Origin of the sequence: Streptomyces radiopugnans, from assembly GCF_900110735.1 — a bacterium.
Taxonomy (GTDB): Bacteria; Actinomycetota; Actinomycetes; order Streptomycetales; family Streptomycetaceae; genus Streptomyces; species Streptomyces radiopugnans.
Window position 1 is genome coordinate 556,468 of record NZ_FOET01000001.1, and the last position, 18,091, is coordinate 574,558.

The following is an 18,091-nucleotide window of genomic DNA, read 5'->3' on the forward strand; positions in this document are numbered from 1 at the left end:
CGCCCGCGCTCGCCGGTACGGTAGGAACTCCCCCTGAGGGAGGTTCAAGCCTTGTCGCCCGAGGGCCTGTGGAGCATCGGGGAACTCGCCGAGCAGGCGGGCACCACCGTCAAGACCGTCCGCTTCTACTCCGACCGCGGCCTGCTGCCCGAAGCCGGCCGCAGCACCGGGGGGCACCGCCGCTACGGTCCCGAAGCGCTCGACCGGCTCCGTACGATCCGCTCGCTGCGCGCCCTCGACGTGCCGGTTCCGGAGGTGGGGCGGGCCCTGGAGCGGGAGGACGCGCTGGAGGACGTCGTCGCCGGGCGGCTGCGGGAGGTCGGTTCGCAACTGGCCGCCCTGCGCTGGCGGGAGGCGGCCCTCCACCTGCTGCGGGACTGCACGGCCGAGGAGCGCGCCGACCGTCTGCGGCTGGTCGGCGCCGTGTCCGCACCACCCGGTACGGCGGCGCTGGCGCGTTTCTGGCGGGGCTGGCTGCCGCCGCGGCTCCCGGCCCGGCTGGTCTCCGAGATCCTCGAACACGCGATCCCCCAGCCCCCGGACGACCCGAACCCGGCCCAGGTGCTGGCCTTCGCCCGGCTGCACGCCTTCGTCTCCGGCCCCTGCCCCGGCACCGCCCGGCAGCGGCAGCCCGCGGCGCACCGGCCGGAGGAGGGCTACCGCCCGGCCGTGCTCTACGGCGGTCTGATCGAGGCGTACGGACTGGCGGCCGAGCCGATGCGGGCGGGACGGCCCCCGCACCGGGGCGAGGCGCTGGACTGCTTCGTCTCCGCCTACGCCCGCTCACGCGGCACCAGCGACACCCCCGGTTTCCGGCGCGTGCTCGGGAAGCAGCTCGCGGCCGATCCCCGTATCGACCGCTACTGGCAGCTCGTCGCCGAGGTGACCGCGCCGCCGGCCGGCTCTCCGGAGCCGACCCCCGGCGCCGCCCACGACTGGCTGCTCGCCGCCCTTCGGGAGGAGGAGCCGGCCGGTTGAGACCCCGCCTTGACCGGCTACCGGCCGGGATCCGAGGCGCTGGTCCGGGCACCCGCGGAACTGGGGTGGGCCCCGCGGACGTTGGGAAGGCGGACAGTGAACGAAGAACTGCGGCCCGTACAGGACGGGCGGCGGCCGAGGACGGGATGACGCCAGTGGCGATGTGGGATCGGCTCAAGGACCAGGCCAGGAACCTCCAGCAGTCCCGGGGCGGGCAGGGAACGGGCGGACCGGGAGCCGGAGGGCCGGGGGCGACAGGCCAGGGCCACGGCTCCCGTCCCGGCTCCGGCGGAGGGTCGAAGGCCCAGCTGGTGGGCCTGCTGAAGTCCCAGCTCGCCTCGGTGAAGGCCGAGTTGAAGAGCGGCGCGTACCGGGACGCGAGCATGGCGATGTGCGCGCTGGTGGCCGCCGCGGACGGGCATGTGGACCCGTCGGAGCGGCAGCGGATGGAGTCGATGATCGTCGGCAACGACGTTCTGCAGAACTTCCCGCCCGAGCAGCTGCGTCAGCGGTTCAATCGCCATGTGGACCGGCTCACGGCCGACTTCCAGGCGGGCAGGGCGGAGGCGCTGCAGGAGATCGCCAAGGCCGCCAAGAAGCCGGCGGAGGCCAGGGCCGTCGTCCAGACCGGCATCGTCATCGCCGGTGCCGACGGCCACATCGACCAGTCCGAGCAGCAGGCCATCCGGGAGGCATGCGCCGCGCTGGGGCTCTCCCCGGAGGAGTTCGGCATGTAGGGCCCGGCCGGTCTCGCGGGCGGAGGCGCCCCGGCCGCGAGACGGGCCCGCTGGGCGGACGGTGTCTAGGCCCGCTCCGGGGCGGCGGGTTCGCGGGGGCCGTCGGGGAGGTCGGCGAAGGTGTAGGGGGGCCAGGGGCCGAGGAAGCGGATGCGGGCGGCGGGCTGCTCGTCCCGGACGGCCGCCAGTACGGTGCCCACCGCCTCGATGTCCTCCGTGCGCACCAGCAGGGCCGCCGAGAGGACGTCCGCCTCGCCCGGGTCGCGCACGCCGCGCGAGCGCTCGCGCATGTCCTCGGCCACGGCCAGCAGTCTGCGGCGCACATCCGCGTGGATGGCGTCGGCCAGGCGCTCGGAGGACTCCCGGCGCAACTGTTCGAGCTGCTTGGCCAGCAGACGGCGCAGCCCGGGGGAGCGGCTCTCCATCTCCGCCTCCAGGGCGCGGGCGCGCTCGTCGTCCCGGGCGGACTCCGTGCGGTCTACCGTGATCTCCACCCGCAGCTCCGCCCGGCCGTCCAGCGCCTCGAGCCGGGAGCGGAGTCCGGCCGCGCGGGAGGTGAGCCAGTCGCGCAGCCGCTCCTCGGCGGTGCGGGGGTCCCGCGGTGAGGGGTCGGGGGCGACCAGGACGTTGAAGGTCATCGGCAGGAGCGCTCCGGTGCGCTCCCACACGGCCACCACCGCCCGGTCCTGCTCGGCCACCCGCCGCCGTACGTCCTCGTCCGGGCCCTGGTAGGGGACCGGCTCCGCGTCGTGGACCAGTGCGGCCAGTCCCGTGCCCGGGGCGGCCAGCAGGCGCAGGGGGTGCCCGTCGACCCCGGTGACGCCGTCGGCGGCGCCGGGCCGGTCGGGCGCCACCGCGTACACGTACAGGGCCGGCTCCGTCACCGCCGCGCCTCCTCGGCCCAGCGGGCGGGGTTGACCAGCTTGTCCACGACGTCGTCCACCACCTCGTCCAGGCCCCGGTGCAGGTCGGCGACGGAGTCGGTGATGCCGTGGTCGGACTTGATCTCCTCGATCGCCTCGTCCAGTTCCAGCAGGGCGTCGCCCAGGCGCTCGAGTTCCTCCTCGGTCAGGTCGCCGCCGTTCATCCGGCGCAGCGCCTGCCGTTCCAGGGCCTCCTGGATCACCTCGACCAGGGTGACGACCAGGGACAGCACCCCCTGTTTGAGGCTCTTCTCGTCGACTGTGATGGCCATGGTCCTCTCCGTCCTTCCCTTCCCGCCCGCTGTCCTGCGGGGCCGCCGTCCGTGTGCGTCAGGCCGAGGGCAGTGGCGCCGCGCCGCGCAGCGAGTCCAGCGCCCCGGCCCAGCGCCCCGGTTCGTCGGCCGTGAGCGTCACCGGCCCCTGCGAGGCCGTCTCCACGGTGATCACCGTTCCCCCGCCGGCCGGTGAGCCGCCCGGCTCGGTGCGGACGGCGGTGATGTCGTCGGCGGGCAGGACCAGGGCGGGACGGGAGTCCAGCGGCGACTTCCACATCAGCCCGTCAGGCGTGAGCCTTCCCTGCCCGCCGCGCCACAACGGGCCGTCGCGGCGCGGCTCGTGGTACCAGAGGTGGCCTTCGAGGACCGTCCGGCCGTCCCCGGTCCCGGCCGCCGGGCCGACGGGGGAGGTCTCCAGCGGGCCGGGGCACGTGCCGGCCAGCAGGGCGCGCAGCCTCTCCGGCTCGGTGCAGGACAGCAGCGTCTGGCGGCCGTCCGCCAGGACGACGCGCAGCCTGGTGCGCTGTTCGCCGCCGATGGTCCGCTCGGTCTCCGGCCGCACCGCGCGCACCTCCGCCAGCTCCGTCTCCCACAGCACCTCGCGCGGTTCGCGGCGCAGTACGACCAGCCGCCGGTCGGTGAGGTGGACGGTGCCGGGGCGCCAGGTGGTCTGGAAGCCGTCCTCCAGCAGGTGGCCGCCGCGCATGTGGACGACGTGCCGTTCCCCGGCACGCAGTTCGAGTTCGCGGCGCCCGGTGGAGCGCTCGGCCCAGGCGCGGGTGTCCTCGTCCCACCGGCGCAGCATGCCGTACTCCAGCATGGTCTCCATGCCCGCTATCGCGGCGCGCAGGCTGACACCGATCAGCGGGATGTCGGCCACCGAGACGATGAGGTCCAGGTGGAGGACGGCGCCCTTGTTCAGCAGGACCTCGACGAGGTCGTCCAGCGTCACGCGCGGGTCCCTGGTGGGCTTCATCGGCGGGCGTTCAGCCGTCACGGCCACCGCCCCCGCCGTCGTCCGGGCCCCCGCCGTTCTCCGGGCCCCCGCCGTCGTCCGGGCCGCCGCATCCCGGGCCGCCGTCGTCCGGAAGGGCGCGCGGGGCGGCGCGGCTCTCGGCCAGCCGGGCCCGGGCGCTGCGCCAGCCGCACCACGGGCACATGTCCTCCAGCAACTGGCTCACCGGCGAACGCTTCCCGCACTCGGGGCAGGTGTCCCTCTCCTCGCGGGCCTCGCGCCAGGCGGCCGTCTCGACATCGGTGCCGGAGGGGAACTCCAGTCCGTAGCGCGCGGCGGTCTCGAAGGAGGCCAGCGCCGCCCGCAGCCGGATGCCGAGGAGTTCGACACCGGCCACCGACACCATGATGTCCGCGTTGAGCACCAGCCCCTTGTCGAGGAGGGTCTCCACCACATGGGCGAGGCTTCCCTCGCCGTCCCGCCGCGGTTCCAGCGGCTGCTGGGGCGTCAGGGTCCGGGCCCGCGGCGCCGCGGGGACGCGCGGCGGCGCGGGCCGGACCGTGCCGGCCTCGGCGGGAACGCCTCTCTCCTGGTAATCGCTCACCCCGTTACGCCTATCCGGGTGACCGGCTCCCATGCGTCCGCGGTGCCGGATCGGCCGGGAGCACGCCGGATCAGCCGGGCGTACGGTGCCGGGTCCCGCTCACCCGGACGTCCCCGCGGCGGCTGCGGCATCGGCGGCCGCGGCGGCGGCCGCGCGGGCCCCGGTGTAGGCGTCACGGAGGTCGGGTCCCCAGGCGGGCGCCCGGTCCGAGGGGCGGACGATCCAGCCCCGGTTGCCGACCCGGTCCGGTTCGACGACGTCCGGGTGCGGCAGCAGCACCAGGGTGCCGCGGCCCAGGACGGACATGCCGGCGACCTCCCAGCCGTCCGCCGAACCCAGGGCGACGACGAAGTCCGCGCCGAGCGGGGTGGAGAGCACGGGGCCGAGCGGAGCCCGTGCCGCCCGCATCCTGCGGACCGTCTCCCCGGCGAGGGGCAGCGGGACGCGGACCACGTCCCAGGCGATCCCGGCGGGCACCTCGCCCAGCGCGCCGTGCTCCCAGGCGGCCAGGACGGCGGGTACGCGGCCGGTGGGGTCCAGCCAGCCGGTCGGCGGGGGCTGGACGGCGGTGCCGGCCGGTGCGGGGTGCGGGGAGATGGTCACGGTGTCGCCTTCCTGTTCCACTCGGGGGTCTGACGCAACAGCCATCGGCAGTCGTGTGCGAGGGACCTCACCTGCTGCCGTGCGGAGTGCAGTCCGCCGTCCAGCTCCCGTCCGGCCTGGTTGGTGATCCAGTCCAGCCGGGCCCGGTAGCGCAGCCACTGGGCGGTGCTGGGACGCAGGACGGCGGCGCGGGCCCGCGCGATCGGCAGCAGCAGCCGGATGTGGTCGCGCAGCAGGGCCTCCAGCTCCACCAGCTCCCCGTGGCGCAGGGGCGCGCTGCCGTGGGCCAGGGCGCGGCCTATGGTGCGCTGGACGGCGACGGCGTCCACCAGGGCGGCCGCCTCCGGCGGATCGGCCAACGGCGCCTGCGGGCCGGTCTCCTCCGGGCCTGTCTGGCCGAACGGGCCGGCCTGGCCGAGTGGTTCGCAGGTCGCGGGTGGGGCCGCGGGTGGGGTGGCGTCGGGTGTCGTCTGCACGAATTCCCCCGGACTTCGTCATGGTCGCTTACGGACACAGAGTGGCGGCGCGGCCGGCCCTCAACTGTCACTCTTCGGTGACAGGTGCCGCCCATGTGTGCGCGCGGGGGCGCGCGCCCCGGCGCGCGTGACCGTCCCTCACTTCCCGCCGTCGTGCCCCCGGGCGCCGTGCGCGGACCCTCCGCGCGCGGGCTCGCGCACGGAGGGCCCGGCCGTCAAACGCCGACCCAGGCGGCCATCCGCGTCAGGGCGTCCGGCGACCTGCGCCGCAGGTTCAGCAGGCCGCGCACGGTCTCCCGCACCCGGGGGTGGAAGCGGGTCTGCTGGGGCGCCAGCGTGCGCGCCTGCGCCAGCGAGGCCAGCGCCGCCTCGATCCGGCCGGTCTCCATCTCCGCGCGGGCCCGGTCCACCAGCAGCGCTGCCCGCCGGGAGGCCGCCCAGCCGCGCGGCGGGCGCACGGCGCGCGCCGCGCTCAGCGCCGCGTCGTACTGGCACAGCTCCAGCCGGGCGAAGACCTCGTGCGTCCCGACGTTCGCCGGTCCGAAGGACAGCCAGTGCACCGCTCCCACCTCGCCCGTGCGCCGGGCGATTTCGCCGGCCCGCGCGAGGTGGGACTCCACGGCCGCCGCGTCGCCCGCGCGGGCCGCGATCACGGCCGCGCCCAGGTGGAGCTGTCCGGCCACCGCGAGGCTCTCGGTGCTCTCCCCGGCCTGGCGCAGCAGATCGTGCCCGACCGCCACCATGCGCAGGCCGATGCGGTGTTCGGCGTCCCGGCTGCGGTAGGACAGGGCCCGCTTGTACTGGCGGATCGCGCCGAGCAGCGGGTCGCCGGCGTGCTCGGCGGCCCAGCCCATCCGGTCCAGCGCCACGACGGCCAGGTCGTAGCTGCCGAGCTTCGTCGTCACGTCGTGCGCGCTGCGGTACGCCGAGGCCAGGGCCCGCCACAGCTCGGTGCTCGGGTGCTCCCGGCAGGAGACGGTCAGGTCCGCCAGGAGGCCCGGCAGGCCGGCGGCCGCCTGGTACAGCCGGGCGCCGCGCACGTCGCGGCACAGCGCGTCGGCGGCCGCGACCAGTTCGGGCGCGGGGAGGACGGGGCCGCAGGAGTCGGTCGGCAGGTCGTACAGGTCGAGGGCCTCGCGGATGGGCCGGACCAGGCCGTCGACGCGGTCGGGCCGGGGGGAGTGCGCGGGCTGCCCCGTCAGGGTGGCGACATCGGTGCGCAGCGCTCTGGCCACGGCGGCCACGAACTGCGGGGAGGCGCTCTTGTGGCCGCTCTCGACATGGCGCAGAAGGCTGTAGGAGTAGGGGATGCGCTGGGCGAGCCCCTGCTGTGTGAGTCCGGCGCGCTTGCGCTGGGCGGCGATCCGGTTACCGATGTGCTCGTCGTCGGATGCGGGCATACCGGGTCCCTCCGTTTCTCGCGGCATCTGAACGGTACCCGCGACCCGCCGCCCGTCCCAGTGAGTTCGCGCTGATCAGGTGTGGTGAACTGCGGAGCATGAGGAACCGAGTCATGTACCTGTTCGGTTGCGCCTCCCCGCCCGTCGTCTACATCGACCGCGCGATCCGCGACGCGCAGGCGCGGGGGTGGCAGGTGTGCCTGGGGCTGACGCCGAGCGCACGGGAGTGGCTGGAGGACCGGCTGCCGGAGCTGGAGGAGCTGACCGGCCACCCGGTGCGCAGCGCCTACCGCTCCTACGGCCGGCCCGAGACGTGGCCCAGGACGGATGTCGTGGTGGTGGCGCCGGCGACCCTGCACACGGTCAACGCCTGTGCGCTGGGCATCACTTCGACATTCGTCGTGGGCTTCACGGCGGAGGCGATGGGCAAGCGCATCCCGCTGGTGGTGATGCCGTGCCTGAACTCCACCTACGCCCGGCACCCGCAGTTCGAGCGCTCGCTGGAGGTCCTGCGCGGGGAGGGCGTACGGGTGCTGTACGGCCCCGGCGGCTTCGTGCCGAACCCGCCGGGGCAGGGGCGCCCCGAGGAGTACCCGTGGCACCTCGCGCTGGACGCGGCGCACGAGGCGGTGGAACGGCGCTGACGGGTGGCGCGCGCCGCCTCCCGGAACGGCCTCCCGGGCGGGCCGGCCCGATGATCCCGGGCACAGGAGGTCGGGTCCGGCCGCGGGCCGCCTCCCTAGCGTGGGCGTCAGTACAGAGGAAGGGGGCCGGGAGTGCTGGAGCGGCTCAACCAGGCCATGGAGCACATCGAGCGGAACCTCGGCCGGCCGGCCGACGCGGCCGAACTGGCGCGGATCGCGCTCACCTCGGAGTACCACCTGAGGCGGCTGTTCTCCGCACTGGCCGGCATGGGGCTGTCGGAGTACGTCCGCCGCAGGCGGCTCACCGTCGCCGGTGCCGAGGTGCTCGCCGGGGAGCGGACGCTGCTCGACATCGCGGTGCGCTACGGCTACGGCTCGGGCGAGGCGTTCGCCCGCGCGTTCCGCGCCGTGCACGGTGTCGGGCCCGGTGAGGCCCGGCGGACGGGCGCGGCCCTGCGCTCCCAGCCGCGGATGTCCTTCCGCCTCGTCGTCGAAGGGAGTGCTGACATGCGGTACCGGATCGTGGAGAGGGAAGGGTTCAGCGTGGTCGGGAGGAGGGCGCGTGTCCCTCTGGTGCACGAGGGCATGAACCCGGCGATAGCGGAGTTCGTGCGCGGCATCGGCGGTGAGACCGTCCGGCGGATGGAGGAGCTGTCCGACCGGGAGCCGCGCGGCATCGTCAACGTGAGCCACGGCGTCGCCGAGGGCCGGGAGGAGGGCAGCGAACTCGACTACTGGCACGGGGTGGTGACCGGAGCCGAGCCTCCGGAGGGCATGGAGGCCCTCGCGGTCCCGGCGGGGACGTGGGCGGTCTTCGAGAGCGAGGGGGAGTTCCCGCGGGCGGTCCAGTACCTGTGGCGGGACGTCTTCACCCAGTGGTTCCCGTCCAACCCGTACCGCGCCAGGCCGGGCCCGGAGATCGCGCGCACCCGCCTGTCGGAGGACGGGAAGCGGGCGCGGGCGCAGCTGTGGATCCCGGTGGAGCGGACAGCGGTCTGAGGGTCGCTGCCCGCCGCTCCGCGGGCGCCCGCCGGCAGGGGAAGGCCCGAGCCGCCCCCACGCGGCTCGGGCCTGGTCTCTTGCAGGGCCCGGGTCTCCTCCCCTCGCCGGGAGGGGACCCGGGCCCTTGCGGTCATCCGGCTCCGGACGGCTCAGGGCCGGATGACGGCCCACACGATGTGGCCCAGTCCGAGTCCTGCGGACTCCACCCCCCAGGCCTGTGTGAGCGATTCGATCAGCTGTAGTCCCCGGCCGCGCTCCTCGTCGGCCCGGGGGAAGCACAGGACCGGGGTGCTGGCGTAGCTGCCCTGGTCGCGCACCTCGACGCGTATCTGGTTGTCGGCGACGTACAGCAGACAGCCGATGCGGTCGCTGTCCGTGTGCAGCACGGCGTTGGTGAACAGTTCGGAGACCACCAGCCGTGCCGTGTGGCAGGCCTCCGGGGCGAAACCCCACTGGAGCAGGCGCTCGAAGACGCGGTCGCGGGCGTCGGCGACGGAGAAGGGCTGGGCCGGCAGTTCGAATGTCTCCTGGCGCAGGTCAGGACACACGCCGACCGGTCCCGGGAGGGTCATCGTGCCTGGGGAGAGCGCCACGGCCGTCCGCCTTTCCGTCCGTCTGCCTGTGGGGGACCCTCACTATCCTCGCTGCGGTAGGCAGAAGGCAAGAGGCGTCTTGCAAATTGCAGAATATTCGAGGCAGGCTGCATACGTCATAGACGGTGTGTCAGACTCTCTGTCGGACAGGGGTTTCGAGGGAGGGAACGTGGCGACCGTCGGGCGGATCGTGCTCGGTCTGCGACTCCGCGACCTGCGGGAAAGGGCCGGGTGCTCCTTCGAGGAAGCCGCTGCCGCGCTCAGCGTCAACGCCGCGACGGTGCGACGGATGGAGAAGGCCGAAGTCGGCCTGAAACCGCTGTTCGTGGAGAAGCTGCTGGAGACGTACGGCGTCGAACGGCAGGAGATCGACTCCTTCCTGGCGCTGGTGGAGGAGTCGCGCAAACCGGGCTGGTGGCACCGTTTCCGTGACGTACTGCCCGACTGGTTCGGCCTGTACGTCAGCCTGGAGGGCTCCGCCTCCGTCATCCGCGGCTACGAGCCCCACTGCGTCCCCGGCCTGCTCCAGACCGAGGACTACGCCCGCGCCCTGCTGCGCACCGGCTTCCCCAACGCGCCCGAGGACGAGCTCGAGCGCCGGGTCGCGCTGCGCATGGGCCGGCAGCGGCTCCTCACCGGATCCGGTGCCCCGCGCCTGTGGGTGGTGATGGACGAAACGGTCCTGCACAGACCCGTCGGCGGGCGGGAGGTCATGCGGGCGCAGATCGACCGGCTCCTGGAGGCGGCCGGGATGCCGAACGTCACCCTCCAGGTCCTGACGTTCGAGGCGGGCCCGCACCCGGGCATGTTCGGGCCCTTCCAGCTTTTCCGCTTCGACATACCGGAACTGCCGGACATCGTCTACACCGAGAGCCTCACAGGGGCCGTCTATCTGGACGAACGCCCCGACACGGCCGCCTACCTGGAGGCCCTGGACCGCATGGGTGCGCAGGCCGTATCAGTACGACACACCGAGGAGCTCCTCGGTGACATTCGCAAGGAGTTCTGACCGATGGGTCACATTTACAACGGGATGCCGGCCAAGGAGCTCGGGACCGAGGGCTGGCACAAGCCGTGGAGCGGCACCAACGGCGGCAACTGCGTGGAAGCGATGAAGCTCGGCGACGGACGGGTGGCCCTGCGGCAGTCCAGCGACCCCGACGGCCCCGCGCTGATCTACACCTACCAGGAGATCGAGTCCTTCATCCGGGGCGCCAAGCTCGGGGAAGCCGACTTCCTGCTCGCCTGACCCGCACCACCACCGACCACGACCACCCCCCACGGGAGAACAGATGACCGCCCAGGGCTTCTCCGCCGACGACATCGACACCAGCAGACCGCACTCGGCGCGTATGTACGACTACTTCCTCGGAGGGAAGACCAACTACGAGGCCGACATCCAGGGCGCCGAGGCGGTCATCTCCTTCTGGCCGGGGGTGCGCACCGGAGCCCGCGTCAACCGCGCCTTCATGCACCGGGCTTCCCGGTGGCTGGTGCGCGAGGCGGGCATCCGGCAGTTCCTCGACGTCGGCACCGGCATACCCACCGAGCCCAACCTCCACCAGGTCGTCCAGGCCATCGCGCCCGAGGCCCGGGTCGTCTACGCCGACAACGACCCCATCGTGCTGCGCTACGCGCAGGCGCTGCTGCGCAGCACCCCCGAGGGCCGCACCGCGTACCTGCACGCGGACGCGACCGACCCCGACTCGATCCTGAACCACCCCGAGCTCCACGAGACCCTGGACCTGAGCCGGCCGGTCGGGCTCTCCCTCAACGCGCTGCTCCACTACGTCAACGACGAGAGCAGGCCGCACGAGATCGTCGCGCGGCTGGTGGACGCGATCCCGTCGGGCAGCTACCTCACCCTCACCCACTGCACCCCCGACCTCGACCCCGAGACCTGGGAGCGCCTGAGCAGCCTCTCCATGTCCGGCTCCGCGGCCTCGGCCAAGGCCCGGACGCGCGAGGAGATCCTGCGGTTCTTCGACGGGCTGGAGCTCGTCGAGCCCGGTCTGACCGTGCCGCACCGCTGGCGGCCGGAGCCGGACCAGCCGCTCGCGGACGTCTCCGACGCCGAGGTGTCCCTCTACGCGGCCGTCGCCCGCAAGCCCTGACGGCCGACGGCCGAGGGTCGGCGGTCGTCGACCGTGACCGCCCCGGCCGGCTCCCGCCCCTGCAGGCTCCCGCCGCGGACGCCACGCGCCCGCGGCGGGGCCGGCCGGGGCGGGCGCGTGCGGTGTGTGCGGGCGTCCCCGGGCGGGTGGACGACGGGGCGCCATATCCGTTCCGTACAGCCGCCGGCGGCCCGTCCCGGCGGCGCCCCGGCACGGACGGGTGCGTCAGGAAGCCGGTGCCGCGGGCGCCGGTCCGCGCCGCACCAGGAAGGTCGCCAGGGCGCCCGCGCCGAAGAGGGCCAGCACCGAGACCGCCGTCCCAAGCCACGTCGCCCCGAGCCACTGCCCGCCCACATAGCCGGCGCCGACGCCGTACCCTGCCCAGGCCAGGCCCGCCAGGGCCGACCACGGCAGGAACTCCCTGGTGCGCCGCTGCTCCACGCCGGCGACCAGGCTCATCACCGAGCGCCCGCCCGGGGCGAACCGGGCGAGGACGACCAGGGGGCCTCCGCCGCGCGCCAGCGCGTGGCCGAGCCGCTCCCGGGCGCCGGACAGCTGCCGTGAGCGGGCGACGGCCCGGGCGAAGCGTTCACTGCCGCGCCGGGCCAGCCGGTACACCGCCAGGTCGCCCAGGACCGATGCCGCGGCCGCGCACAGCACCAGCGCGCACACCGTCGGAAGCGAGGCGTTCGGAGCCGGTGCGGCGATCGCGGCCGCGTCGGCCGCCGTGCCCGCGGCCGTCGCACCCGCGGCGGTGGCCGCGGCCGCGATCACGATGACGCCGCTGGGCAGGAAGGGGAGGAAGACGTCGAGCAGCACCGACAGCGCTATGAGCACGTAGATCCAGGGAGCGTAGATCAACTCCCCAAGCGTTTCCTGCACGTTCACCCCCCGGCGCGGCCCCTGCCGCAGGGCGGCCCACCGCCGATCAGCGTACGCCCGCGTCACCCGTGAGGATCAGCTGGGGTGTTGCGGCACGTCATCTCCCCGCGGTCGCGCCGGAGTCGGCGGAGCATGGGCGGCCGTACGGAACGACACGACGAACCGAGCAGGAGGGGCCGACATGCTCAGGGGCAGGAAACCGGCGGACAGCACGGCGAACGGGACCGCGAGCAGGACCGCGAGCGGAGCGGCGGGCAGGATGGCTGCCGCGGCGGTCGCGACGGCCGCGGCAGCCGCGCTGCTGACCGCCGCGGGACCGGCGGGCGGCGCGGGAGCGGCCGAACCCGCCGACGCGGCCGAGGTCCTCGGCGCCGTCGAGTCGGTCGCCGACATCGGCATCGGCGGTTTCGGTATCGGGGGCAGGCACCGGGTGGTGTGGGCCGGCGCCGAGTTCGCCCCGCCCGGGAAGTCCACCGTGCCGGCCGCGGTGACGTACGACCGGGCACTCGTCCCCGTCGGAGCCCGGGTCTCGGTGGTCCGGTACGACAGCCGCCGGGGCATGACGGTCGCGCTGGAGGTGCGCGGGCTGCCGAAGAACCGCGGTTACGGGGCGCACGTCCACACCGAGCCGTGCGGTCCCCGGCCCGGGGACTCCGGCCCGCACTACCGGAACGTCCCCGTGCCGCGGGGCTCGTCCGCCGGGCCCCGCCACGTCAACCCCGAGAACGAGGTCTGGCTGGACTTCACGACCGACGAGCACGGCGAGGGCAGGGCGCTGTCCAGCCACATGTGGCGCTTCCGCGCCGGCGAGGCGCGGTCCGTGGTGATCCACGAGCACCGCACGCGGCACGAGCCCGGGCGCACCGGTGACGCGGGCAGGCGGCTGGCCTGCGTCACCCTGGCGCTCGATCCGAAGCCCGGGAGGTAGAGGCGGCGGCGCCGGACGGGTCCGGCGGCGGCGTCCGGCCGGGACCCCCGTCGGGCCCCCTGCCGAGTTCCCCGCCGAGCTCCCGGTCGAGCTCCCGGTCGAGGACCTTCTCCAGGGCGGCTCCGCCGTTCCCGTCGCCCGCCCCGCCGCGGGCCCGCGCCCGGTCCAGCCGCAACCGGGCGCGGCGCCCGCTCAGGGTGAGCGTCATCAGCTGGTTGCCGAACCACGGCCCGCCCGTCCGGCGCCACTCCACCGGCGGCCGGCCCGTCCGCCCGTGCCGGGCCAGGACCCGGCCCAGCAGCCGCCCGGTACGGCTCCAGCCGAAGCGGAACCCCCAGCGCAGCACGGCCGGGACGCCGTTGTGCATCGGCGAGCAGGTCAGCTGCGCCACCCGGGACCGCACCGCTGGTGCGAAGCGGGGCTCGGCGGTGTACGCGTGGTGCACGTCGCCGGAGAGCACCAGCACCGTGGCCGGGGCCTCCTCGCCCCGGCCCGCCTCCGCCAGCAGCCCGGCCAGTTCGCCGAAGGACTCGGGGAAGGCCGCCCAGTGCTCCAGATCGGCGGCCTGCCGGACCCTCTCGCCCAGCCGCGCCCAGCGCGGCCCCCGCGCCCCGCGGCACAGCGCGGCGCTCCAGGCCTCCGCGTCGTGCACGGCCGGCGGCAGCAGCCAGGGCAGGGAGGAGCCGACGAGGAGGTGGTCGTAGGTGCCGCGTCCGTCCGCGACCTGCTCGCGCAGCCACCGCGTCTCGCTCTCGTCGAGCATGGCCCGCTCCGGCTCGGGCAGGACGCGGGCGGCCCGGGTGTCCACCATCAGCAGCCGGGTGCGGCCCAGGTCGCGGCGGTAGCTCCAGCGGGCGGCGGCCGGATCGGAGTCGGCCCGCTCGGCGAAGGCGCGCAGCAGACCGGCCGCGTCGCCGTCCGCCCCCCGCACGGCCGCGTACAACTCGTCGCCGGCCAGCTCGGTGGGGGAGAGGTTGCCCAGGTGCTGGTGGACCCAGTACGAGGTGAGCCCGCCCAGGACGCGTTCGCGCCACCAGGGGGTGGCGCGGATCTCCCGCTGCCAGGCCTCGCTGGTGTTCCAGTCGTCGATCAGGTCGTGGTCGTCGAAGATCATGCAGCTGGGGACGGTGGACAGCAGCCACCGCACCCGGGGATCGAGCCAGGACTCCTCGTACAGCCAGGTGTACTCCTCGTAGTCCGCCACCTGGCCCCAGGGCGCTTCCCGCAGGCTGCGGCGGGCGGCGATCCTGCGGCGGATCACCTCGGAGGTCTCGTCCGCGTACACCTGGTCGCCCAGCAGGAGCAGGACGTCGGGGCGCTCCGCGGCGCCGGCCAGGACGTCGCGGGCCAGGGCGTCGAGGGCGTCGGGGCCGATCGCGCCGTGCGCGGAGGCGGAGGGACGCGCGGCCCAGCGGCAGGAGCCGAAGACGACGCGCAGCGGACGGACCTCCCCGGGGCCCCCGTCGCTCCCCGCGCTCTCCGAGTCCTCCGCCTCACCGCCGCCCCCGGCGCCGCCCTCCGGCGGGAGGGTGCGGATGGTGCTGGGCGGGAAGGGGGAGCCGGGCGGCGGCCAGACCTGCTCGCCGTCCAGCAGGACGCGGTAGGGCGTCTCGGTGCCGGGGCGCAGCCCGGTGACGGGCACCAGGGCGTAGTGGTGGCCGGCGACCTGCCAGGTGCGGGCGGCGGCGCGGACCTCCGCCCGGCCGTCGCCCGACCCGCCGTCGCAGCGCACCTCGGCCTCGCAGGGGCGGTCGGTCTCGACCCAGACGGTCGCCGAGTCGGTGTCGGCGTACCGCAGCAGCGGGCCCAGGCGCAGTGCGGTCATGCGGCCGGCCCTCCCTCCGTCGGTTCCGGCAGGTTCGACCCTAGGGGAACGACGGGGGAGGACCGGGAGTTTCCGCGCGCCGGGGGCGTGCGCCCGGTCAGCAGCCGCTCAGCACACTGCTGAGCCTGCTCTTCTCGGCGGAGTCCACGGACAGGCCGTAGCTGTGCTTCACCCAGACCCACATCCGGGCGTAGGTGCAGTGGTAGGTGGAGCGCGGCGGCATCCACTCCGCGGGGTCCTTGTCGCCCTTGGACTGGTTGACGTTGTCGGTCACGGCGATGAGCTGGGCGATGGACAGGTCGTTGGCGAACGACTGCCGCTTGGAGGTGGTCCAGGAGCTCGCGCCCGAGCGCCAGGCCTCGGCCAGCGGCACGACGTGGTCGATGTCCACGTCGGAGGCGGCGTACCAGGTGGCGCCGTCGTAGGGCGAGTACCAGCGGCCGCTGGTGGCCGCGCAGCTGCTGTCCTGCACCACGTTGGTGCCGTCGCGCTTGAGGACGACCTCGCGGGTGTTGCAGGTGCCGCTCTGGGTGATCCAGTGCGGGAACTTGTCGCGGCTGTAGCCGTCCGACGAGCCCTCGGCGCGCACCGTCAGGGAGGCGAGGTAGGAGCGGGCGGTGGTCGCGCTCGGCGGGGTGGGGGGCGCGGCCTGGGCGGTGGGGGCGCTCAGGAACAGCAGACCGGCGCAGAGGGCGAGGAGTGCGCCGAGGGTGGCGGATCGACGCGCGTAGAAGCCGCGCCGCGAAGCGGGCAGGCGCATGCCGTGCATACGAACTCCCTGGAAATGGGGGGAAGTTGAGTGGAAGGAACGCCGTCAGGGTGGCGCCGAAAGGTTTCCTCCCGGCGGGCGCCAGATGACAGAATGGCGACATGGGCACGTCAGATCAAGACCGCTGCCCGGACTGATCGACGCGCTCGACGCACCCGGCCCGCGTGCGGAGCCGGCGCGGAGCGCCGGAGCCGCCGTGCCGCCCGGCACCGCGCTGCCGCGGCCCGGTGGCCGGGCCGTCCCTCCGCCGTCTCCGCCACCCTTCGCCGGGTGGGGCCCGGCCGATCGGCTCCTTCTGCGTGGTTCCGCCGCCGTCACCCGCCGGATCGGTCGTGCCGTCGGCCGGAGTCTGCCCGAGGGCGGTGCGTGGGCCGCCGTCGCGCTCCTGCCGGCAGGCCCGGTGGCCAGGGCCTGTGCCGGGCCCGGTTCCGGCTTGGTGCGGCGTGGTGCGGGGCGGGGCGGCCGAGGCCGTGGCGCCGGTCACACCGCCGGCGCGGCCCACTGCCGGGCGGGTGCGGGTGCCGTACCGGCGTCCGCACCGGTCACGGCGGTGTCCGACGGCCGGGGGCCGCCGTGCGCGGACGGCCCGTAACGCGGCGGCGGGCGCGGGGAGGCGCGGGGCATCACGTAGGCTGGTCGGCGTCTGAAGGGGAGTAGCTCTTCGCCGGACCGTCGACATACTGGCCGCGCCGTACCCGTACGGCCGGCCCGGCGCCCGGAGCCGGTGCCCGCGCACCGTGCCAGCGAGACCTTCGGCCGCAGTGTCCACGGCTTCACACAAGCCGCCCACGACGCTGCCGTGCCGAAGCGTGCTCGCCCCCGCGGGCCCCTCGGCAGGGCGGCCCGACCGATGAGGGGTCCCTCTCGCATGTTCAGCATCACCGCCGCCGCAGTGACCTTCGGCGTCGTCTTCCTCGCCGAACTGCCCGACAAGACGGCGCTCGCCGGGCTGGTGCTCGGCACCCGCTACCGGGCCTCTTACGTCTTCGCCGGCGTCGCGGCCGCCTTCGCGCTGCACGTGGCGCTGGCCGTGGCCGCGGGCAGCGTGCTGACCCTGCTGCCGCAGCAGCTGGTGCAGGGGATCACCGGCGCGCTGTTCCTGGCGGGCGCGCTGATGCTGCTGCTGAAGAAGGACGACGGGGACGAGGAGATCAGCAGGCCCTCCGACCAGTCCTTCTGGAAGGTGGCCGGCAGCGGCTTCATGCTGATCCTGGTCGCCGAGTTCGGCGACCTCACCCAGATCATGACGGCCAACCTCGCCGCCCGCTACGACAACCCGCTCTCGGTCGCCCTCGGCGCGGTGATCGCCCTGTGGTCGGTCGCGGCCATCGGCATCCTGGGCGGGCGCGCGCTGATGCGCCGGGTGCCCCTGCGCCTGATCTCCCGGATCGCGGCGTGCGTGATGCTGGTGCTGGCGGCCCTCAGCTTCTACGAGGCGTTCACCGGCTGACCGGCCGACCGGCAGCGGGCCGGACGGCCCGCGACCGGCGGTGCCCCGGCCGGGCGGCCGGGGCACCGTGAGTGATCACGCCCCCCACCCGGAACCGGCGGGGAGGAAGGTTCCAGGCGGGGGGCGTGCGTCCGGGGGAGGGGAGGCGGCGCGGGCTCAGCGGGGCCCGGGCGCCAGGTGCAGGCGCAGTCCGCCTCCGGGCAGGGGCTCGACGCGCACCCCCTCCAGCGTCGGCACATGGGCCGTCGGCCCGAAGGCCGCCGCCCGGGGCCCGACGCCGACCACCCGCATGCCGGCCGCGCGGCCCGCCGCGACACCGGCCTCGGAGTCCTCGAAGACCACGCAGTCCTCGGGCGCGAAGCCCAGTTCGGCCGCGGCCTTCAGGAAGCCCTCCGGGTGCGGCTTGCTGGCGCCGACCGACTCCGCGGTGATCCGCACCTGCGGCATCCGCAGGCCCGCCGCGTTCATCCGGGCGGTGGCCAGGGGGACGCTGGCAGAGGTCACCAGCGCGTGGGGGAGGTCCTCGATCGCCGCGAGGAAGGCGGCGGCGCCCGGTACCGGCACGACGCCCTCGGTGTCGGCGGTCTCCCGCTCCAGCAGGCGCCGGTTCTCGGTGTGGTTGACCTCCATCGGGCGGTCGGGCAGCAGCTCGGCCATCGTGGCGTAGCCCTGCCGGCCGTGCACCACCTTCATGACCTCGTCCCCGTCCAGGCCGTGGCCCGCGGCCCAGTCGCGCCAGACGCGCTCGACGGCGGCGTCGGAGTCGACCAGGGTGCCGTCCATGTCCAGCAGCAGCGCGCGGGCCGCCAGCGGTGCGGCGGCCGTGTCCGCCGGGCGCCGGGCGTCCCGGACGTCCTGGGCTTTCGGGGAGTCCGGGGTGTCCGAGGGCATGGCGGGTGGCTCCAACTGCTGGGAGGGCGGGACAAGTGGCCC

21 protein-coding genes are annotated in these 18,091 nt (G+C 74.9%); 9 read left to right on the top strand and 12 right to left on the bottom strand.

Annotated elements, in window-relative coordinates:
- Window positions 1-51 precede the first annotated feature (51 nt).
- Entirely contained in the window at window positions 52-978 is a 927-nt protein-coding gene (locus tag BMY40_RS02380) for a helix-turn-helix domain-containing protein (protein WP_245769790.1), read from the top strand.
- A 155-nt stretch (window positions 979-1,133) separates the two neighbouring features.
- Window positions 1,134-1,715 carry a tellurite resistance TerB family protein gene (locus tag BMY40_RS02385; RefSeq protein ID WP_093654797.1) on the top strand — a complete coding sequence of 194 codons (582 nt, stop codon included), beginning with the start codon at window positions 1,134-1,136 and terminating at the stop codon, window positions 1,713-1,715.
- Between the two features lie 65 nt (window positions 1,716-1,780).
- Here BMY40_RS02385 and BMY40_RS02390 read toward each other — a convergent pair whose 3' ends face one another.
- The 7 genes from BMY40_RS02390 to BMY40_RS02420 all read right to left on the bottom strand — a co-directional run bounded on the left by BMY40_RS02390 (window position 1,781) and on the right by BMY40_RS02420 (window position 6,951).
- Window positions 1,781-2,599, bottom strand: a complete 819-nt coding sequence (locus BMY40_RS02390) for a GvpL/GvpF family gas vesicle protein (protein ID WP_093654799.1) — start codon at window positions 2,597-2,599, stop codon at window positions 1,781-1,783.
- Window positions 2,596-2,910 (bottom strand): gas vesicle protein K, encoded by a 315-nt coding sequence (locus tag BMY40_RS02395; RefSeq protein ID WP_093654800.1) that lies wholly within the window; start codon window positions 2,908-2,910, stop codon window positions 2,596-2,598. Before BMY40_RS02395 ends, BMY40_RS02390 begins: the two co-directional genes overlap by 4 nt.
- Window positions 2,911-2,968: 58 nt before the next feature.
- Window positions 2,969-3,889, bottom strand: a complete 921-nt coding sequence (locus tag BMY40_RS28890) for a gas vesicle protein (RefSeq protein ID WP_093654801.1) — start codon at window positions 3,887-3,889, stop codon at window positions 2,969-2,971.
- Between the two features lie 10 nt (window positions 3,890-3,899).
- Window positions 3,900-4,472: a gas vesicle protein gene (locus tag BMY40_RS28895; protein WP_281250714.1), complete on the bottom strand. Its 573-nt coding sequence runs from the start codon at window positions 4,470-4,472 to the stop codon at window positions 3,900-3,902.
- A gap of 99 nt (window positions 4,473-4,571) precedes the next feature.
- Window positions 4,572-5,075 (bottom strand): hypothetical protein, encoded by a 504-nt coding sequence (locus tag BMY40_RS27845; RefSeq protein ID WP_093654802.1) that lies wholly within the window; start codon window positions 5,073-5,075, stop codon window positions 4,572-4,574.
- Window positions 5,072-5,551 (bottom strand): DUF6415 family natural product biosynthesis protein, encoded by a 480-nt coding sequence (locus BMY40_RS27850; protein WP_177213836.1) that lies wholly within the window; start codon window positions 5,549-5,551, stop codon window positions 5,072-5,074. The genes BMY40_RS27845 and BMY40_RS27850 overlap by 4 nt, the downstream gene beginning before the upstream one ends.
- A gap of 215 nt (window positions 5,552-5,766) precedes the next feature.
- Window positions 5,767-6,951 carry a helix-turn-helix domain-containing protein gene (locus tag BMY40_RS02420; protein ID WP_093654806.1) on the bottom strand — a complete coding sequence of 395 codons (1,185 nt, stop codon included), beginning with the start codon at window positions 6,949-6,951 and terminating at the stop codon, window positions 5,767-5,769.
- A gap of 98 nt (window positions 6,952-7,049) precedes the next feature.
- On the opposite strand from BMY40_RS02420, the gene BMY40_RS02425 reads away from it, so the two are divergent.
- Together BMY40_RS02425 and BMY40_RS02430 are read left to right on the top strand one after the other, a co-directional pair.
- The gene (locus BMY40_RS02425; RefSeq protein WP_093654808.1) at window positions 7,050-7,595 is read left to right on the top strand and encodes a flavoprotein; all 546 of its coding nucleotides are present in this window, start codon (window positions 7,050-7,052) and stop codon (window positions 7,593-7,595) included.
- A 132-nt stretch (window positions 7,596-7,727) separates the two neighbouring features.
- Window positions 7,728-8,594 (top strand): AraC family transcriptional regulator, encoded by an 867-nt coding sequence (locus BMY40_RS02430; RefSeq protein WP_093654810.1) that lies wholly within the window; start codon window positions 7,728-7,730, stop codon window positions 8,592-8,594.
- A 152-nt stretch (window positions 8,595-8,746) separates the two neighbouring features.
- Here the strand turns inward: BMY40_RS02430 and BMY40_RS02435 are convergent, their stop codons facing one another.
- Window positions 8,747-9,145 carry an ATP-binding protein gene (locus BMY40_RS02435; protein WP_218158211.1) on the bottom strand — a complete coding sequence of 133 codons (399 nt, stop codon included), beginning with the start codon at window positions 9,143-9,145 and terminating at the stop codon, window positions 8,747-8,749.
- Between the two features lie 214 nt (window positions 9,146-9,359).
- Between BMY40_RS02435 and BMY40_RS02440 the strand changes: the two genes are divergently transcribed.
- From BMY40_RS02440 to BMY40_RS02450, 3 genes are read left to right on the top strand one after another with little or no spacing between them, the layout of a single operon-like run.
- Window positions 9,360-10,199, top strand: a complete 840-nt coding sequence (locus tag BMY40_RS02440; protein ID WP_245769791.1) for a helix-turn-helix domain-containing protein — start codon at window positions 9,360-9,362, stop codon at window positions 10,197-10,199.
- A gap of 3 nt (window positions 10,200-10,202) precedes the next feature.
- Window positions 10,203-10,439 carry a DUF397 domain-containing protein gene (locus BMY40_RS02445; protein WP_093654814.1) on the top strand — a complete coding sequence of 79 codons (237 nt, stop codon included), beginning with the start codon at window positions 10,203-10,205 and terminating at the stop codon, window positions 10,437-10,439.
- A gap of 43 nt (window positions 10,440-10,482) precedes the next feature.
- Window positions 10,483-11,304 carry an SAM-dependent methyltransferase gene (locus tag BMY40_RS02450; RefSeq protein WP_093654816.1) on the top strand — a complete coding sequence of 274 codons (822 nt, stop codon included), beginning with the start codon at window positions 10,483-10,485 and terminating at the stop codon, window positions 11,302-11,304.
- A 225-nt stretch (window positions 11,305-11,529) separates the two neighbouring features.
- Here BMY40_RS02450 and BMY40_RS02455 read toward each other — a convergent pair whose 3' ends face one another.
- The gene (locus tag BMY40_RS02455) at window positions 11,530-12,186 is read right to left on the bottom strand and encodes a DedA family protein (protein ID WP_093655711.1); all 657 of its coding nucleotides are present in this window, start codon (window positions 12,184-12,186) and stop codon (window positions 11,530-11,532) included.
- A 259-nt stretch (window positions 12,187-12,445) separates the two neighbouring features.
- Here BMY40_RS02455 and BMY40_RS02460 point away from each other — a divergent pair, with 259 nt between their 5' ends.
- Window positions 12,446-13,114, top strand: coding sequence for a superoxide dismutase family protein (locus tag BMY40_RS02460; protein ID WP_093655713.1), 669 nt, complete (start codon window positions 12,446-12,448; stop codon window positions 13,112-13,114).
- Here the strand turns inward: BMY40_RS02460 and BMY40_RS02465 are convergent.
- Window positions 13,080-14,939: an alkaline phosphatase D family protein gene (locus BMY40_RS02465; protein WP_093654818.1), complete on the bottom strand. Its 1,860-nt coding sequence runs from the start codon at window positions 14,937-14,939 to the stop codon at window positions 13,080-13,082. The genes BMY40_RS02460 and BMY40_RS02465 overlap by 35 nt on opposite strands.
- A gap of 97 nt (window positions 14,940-15,036) precedes the next feature.
- Window positions 15,037-15,699: an HNH endonuclease family protein gene (locus BMY40_RS02470; protein WP_093655715.1), complete on the bottom strand. Its 663-nt coding sequence runs from the start codon at window positions 15,697-15,699 to the stop codon at window positions 15,037-15,039.
- 877 nt (window positions 15,700-16,576) lie between these two features.
- On the opposite strand from BMY40_RS02470, the gene BMY40_RS02475 reads away from it, so the two are divergent.
- Window positions 16,577-17,158 carry a TMEM165/GDT1 family protein gene (locus BMY40_RS02475; protein WP_093654820.1) on the top strand — a complete coding sequence of 194 codons (582 nt, stop codon included), beginning with the start codon at window positions 16,577-16,579 and terminating at the stop codon, window positions 17,156-17,158.
- Window positions 17,159-17,314: 156 nt separating this feature from the next.
- On the opposite strand, the gene BMY40_RS02480 is transcribed toward BMY40_RS02475, so the two are convergent.
- Complete coding sequence (locus BMY40_RS02480) at window positions 17,315-18,049, bottom strand: HAD-IA family hydrolase (RefSeq protein ID WP_093654822.1); 735 nt, start codon at window positions 18,047-18,049, stop codon at window positions 17,315-17,317.
- Window positions 18,050-18,091: the final 42 nt, after the last annotated feature.

Bases quoted from the DNA above. Each gene is read 5' to 3' on its own strand.
- BMY40_RS02395 (WP_093654800.1), bottom strand. From the start codon at position 2,910: ATGGCCATCACAGTCGACGAGAAGAGCCTCAAACAGGGGGTGCTGTCC.
- BMY40_RS28890 (WP_093654801.1), bottom strand. From the start codon at position 3,889: ATGAAGCCCACCAGGGACCCGCGCGTGACGCTGGACGACCTCGTCGAG.
- BMY40_RS02420 (WP_093654806.1), bottom strand. From the start codon at position 6,951: ATGCCCGCATCCGACGACGAGCACATCGGTAACCGGATCGCCGCCCAG.
- BMY40_RS02425 (WP_093654808.1), top strand. From the start codon at position 7,050: ATGAGGAACCGAGTCATGTACCTGTTCGGTTGCGCCTCCCCGCCCGTC.
- BMY40_RS02445 (WP_093654814.1), top strand. From the start codon at position 10,203: ATGGGTCACATTTACAACGGGATGCCGGCCAAGGAGCTCGGGACCGAG.
- BMY40_RS02450 (WP_093654816.1), top strand. From the start codon at position 10,483: ATGACCGCCCAGGGCTTCTCCGCCGACGACATCGACACCAGCAGACCG.
- BMY40_RS02460 (WP_093655713.1), top strand. From the start codon at position 12,446: ATGGCTGCCGCGGCGGTCGCGACGGCCGCGGCAGCCGCGCTGCTGACC.
- BMY40_RS02465 (WP_093654818.1), bottom strand. From the start codon at position 14,939: ATGACCGCACTGCGCCTGGGCCCGCTGCTGCGGTACGCCGACACCGAC.
- BMY40_RS02470 (WP_093655715.1), bottom strand. From the start codon at position 15,699: ATGCGCCTGCCCGCTTCGCGGCGCGGCTTCTACGCGCGTCGATCCGCC.
- BMY40_RS02475 (WP_093654820.1), top strand. From the start codon at position 16,577: ATGTTCAGCATCACCGCCGCCGCAGTGACCTTCGGCGTCGTCTTCCTC.
- BMY40_RS02480 (WP_093654822.1), bottom strand. From the start codon at position 18,049: ATGCCCTCGGACACCCCGGACTCCCCGAAAGCCCAGGACGTCCGGGAC.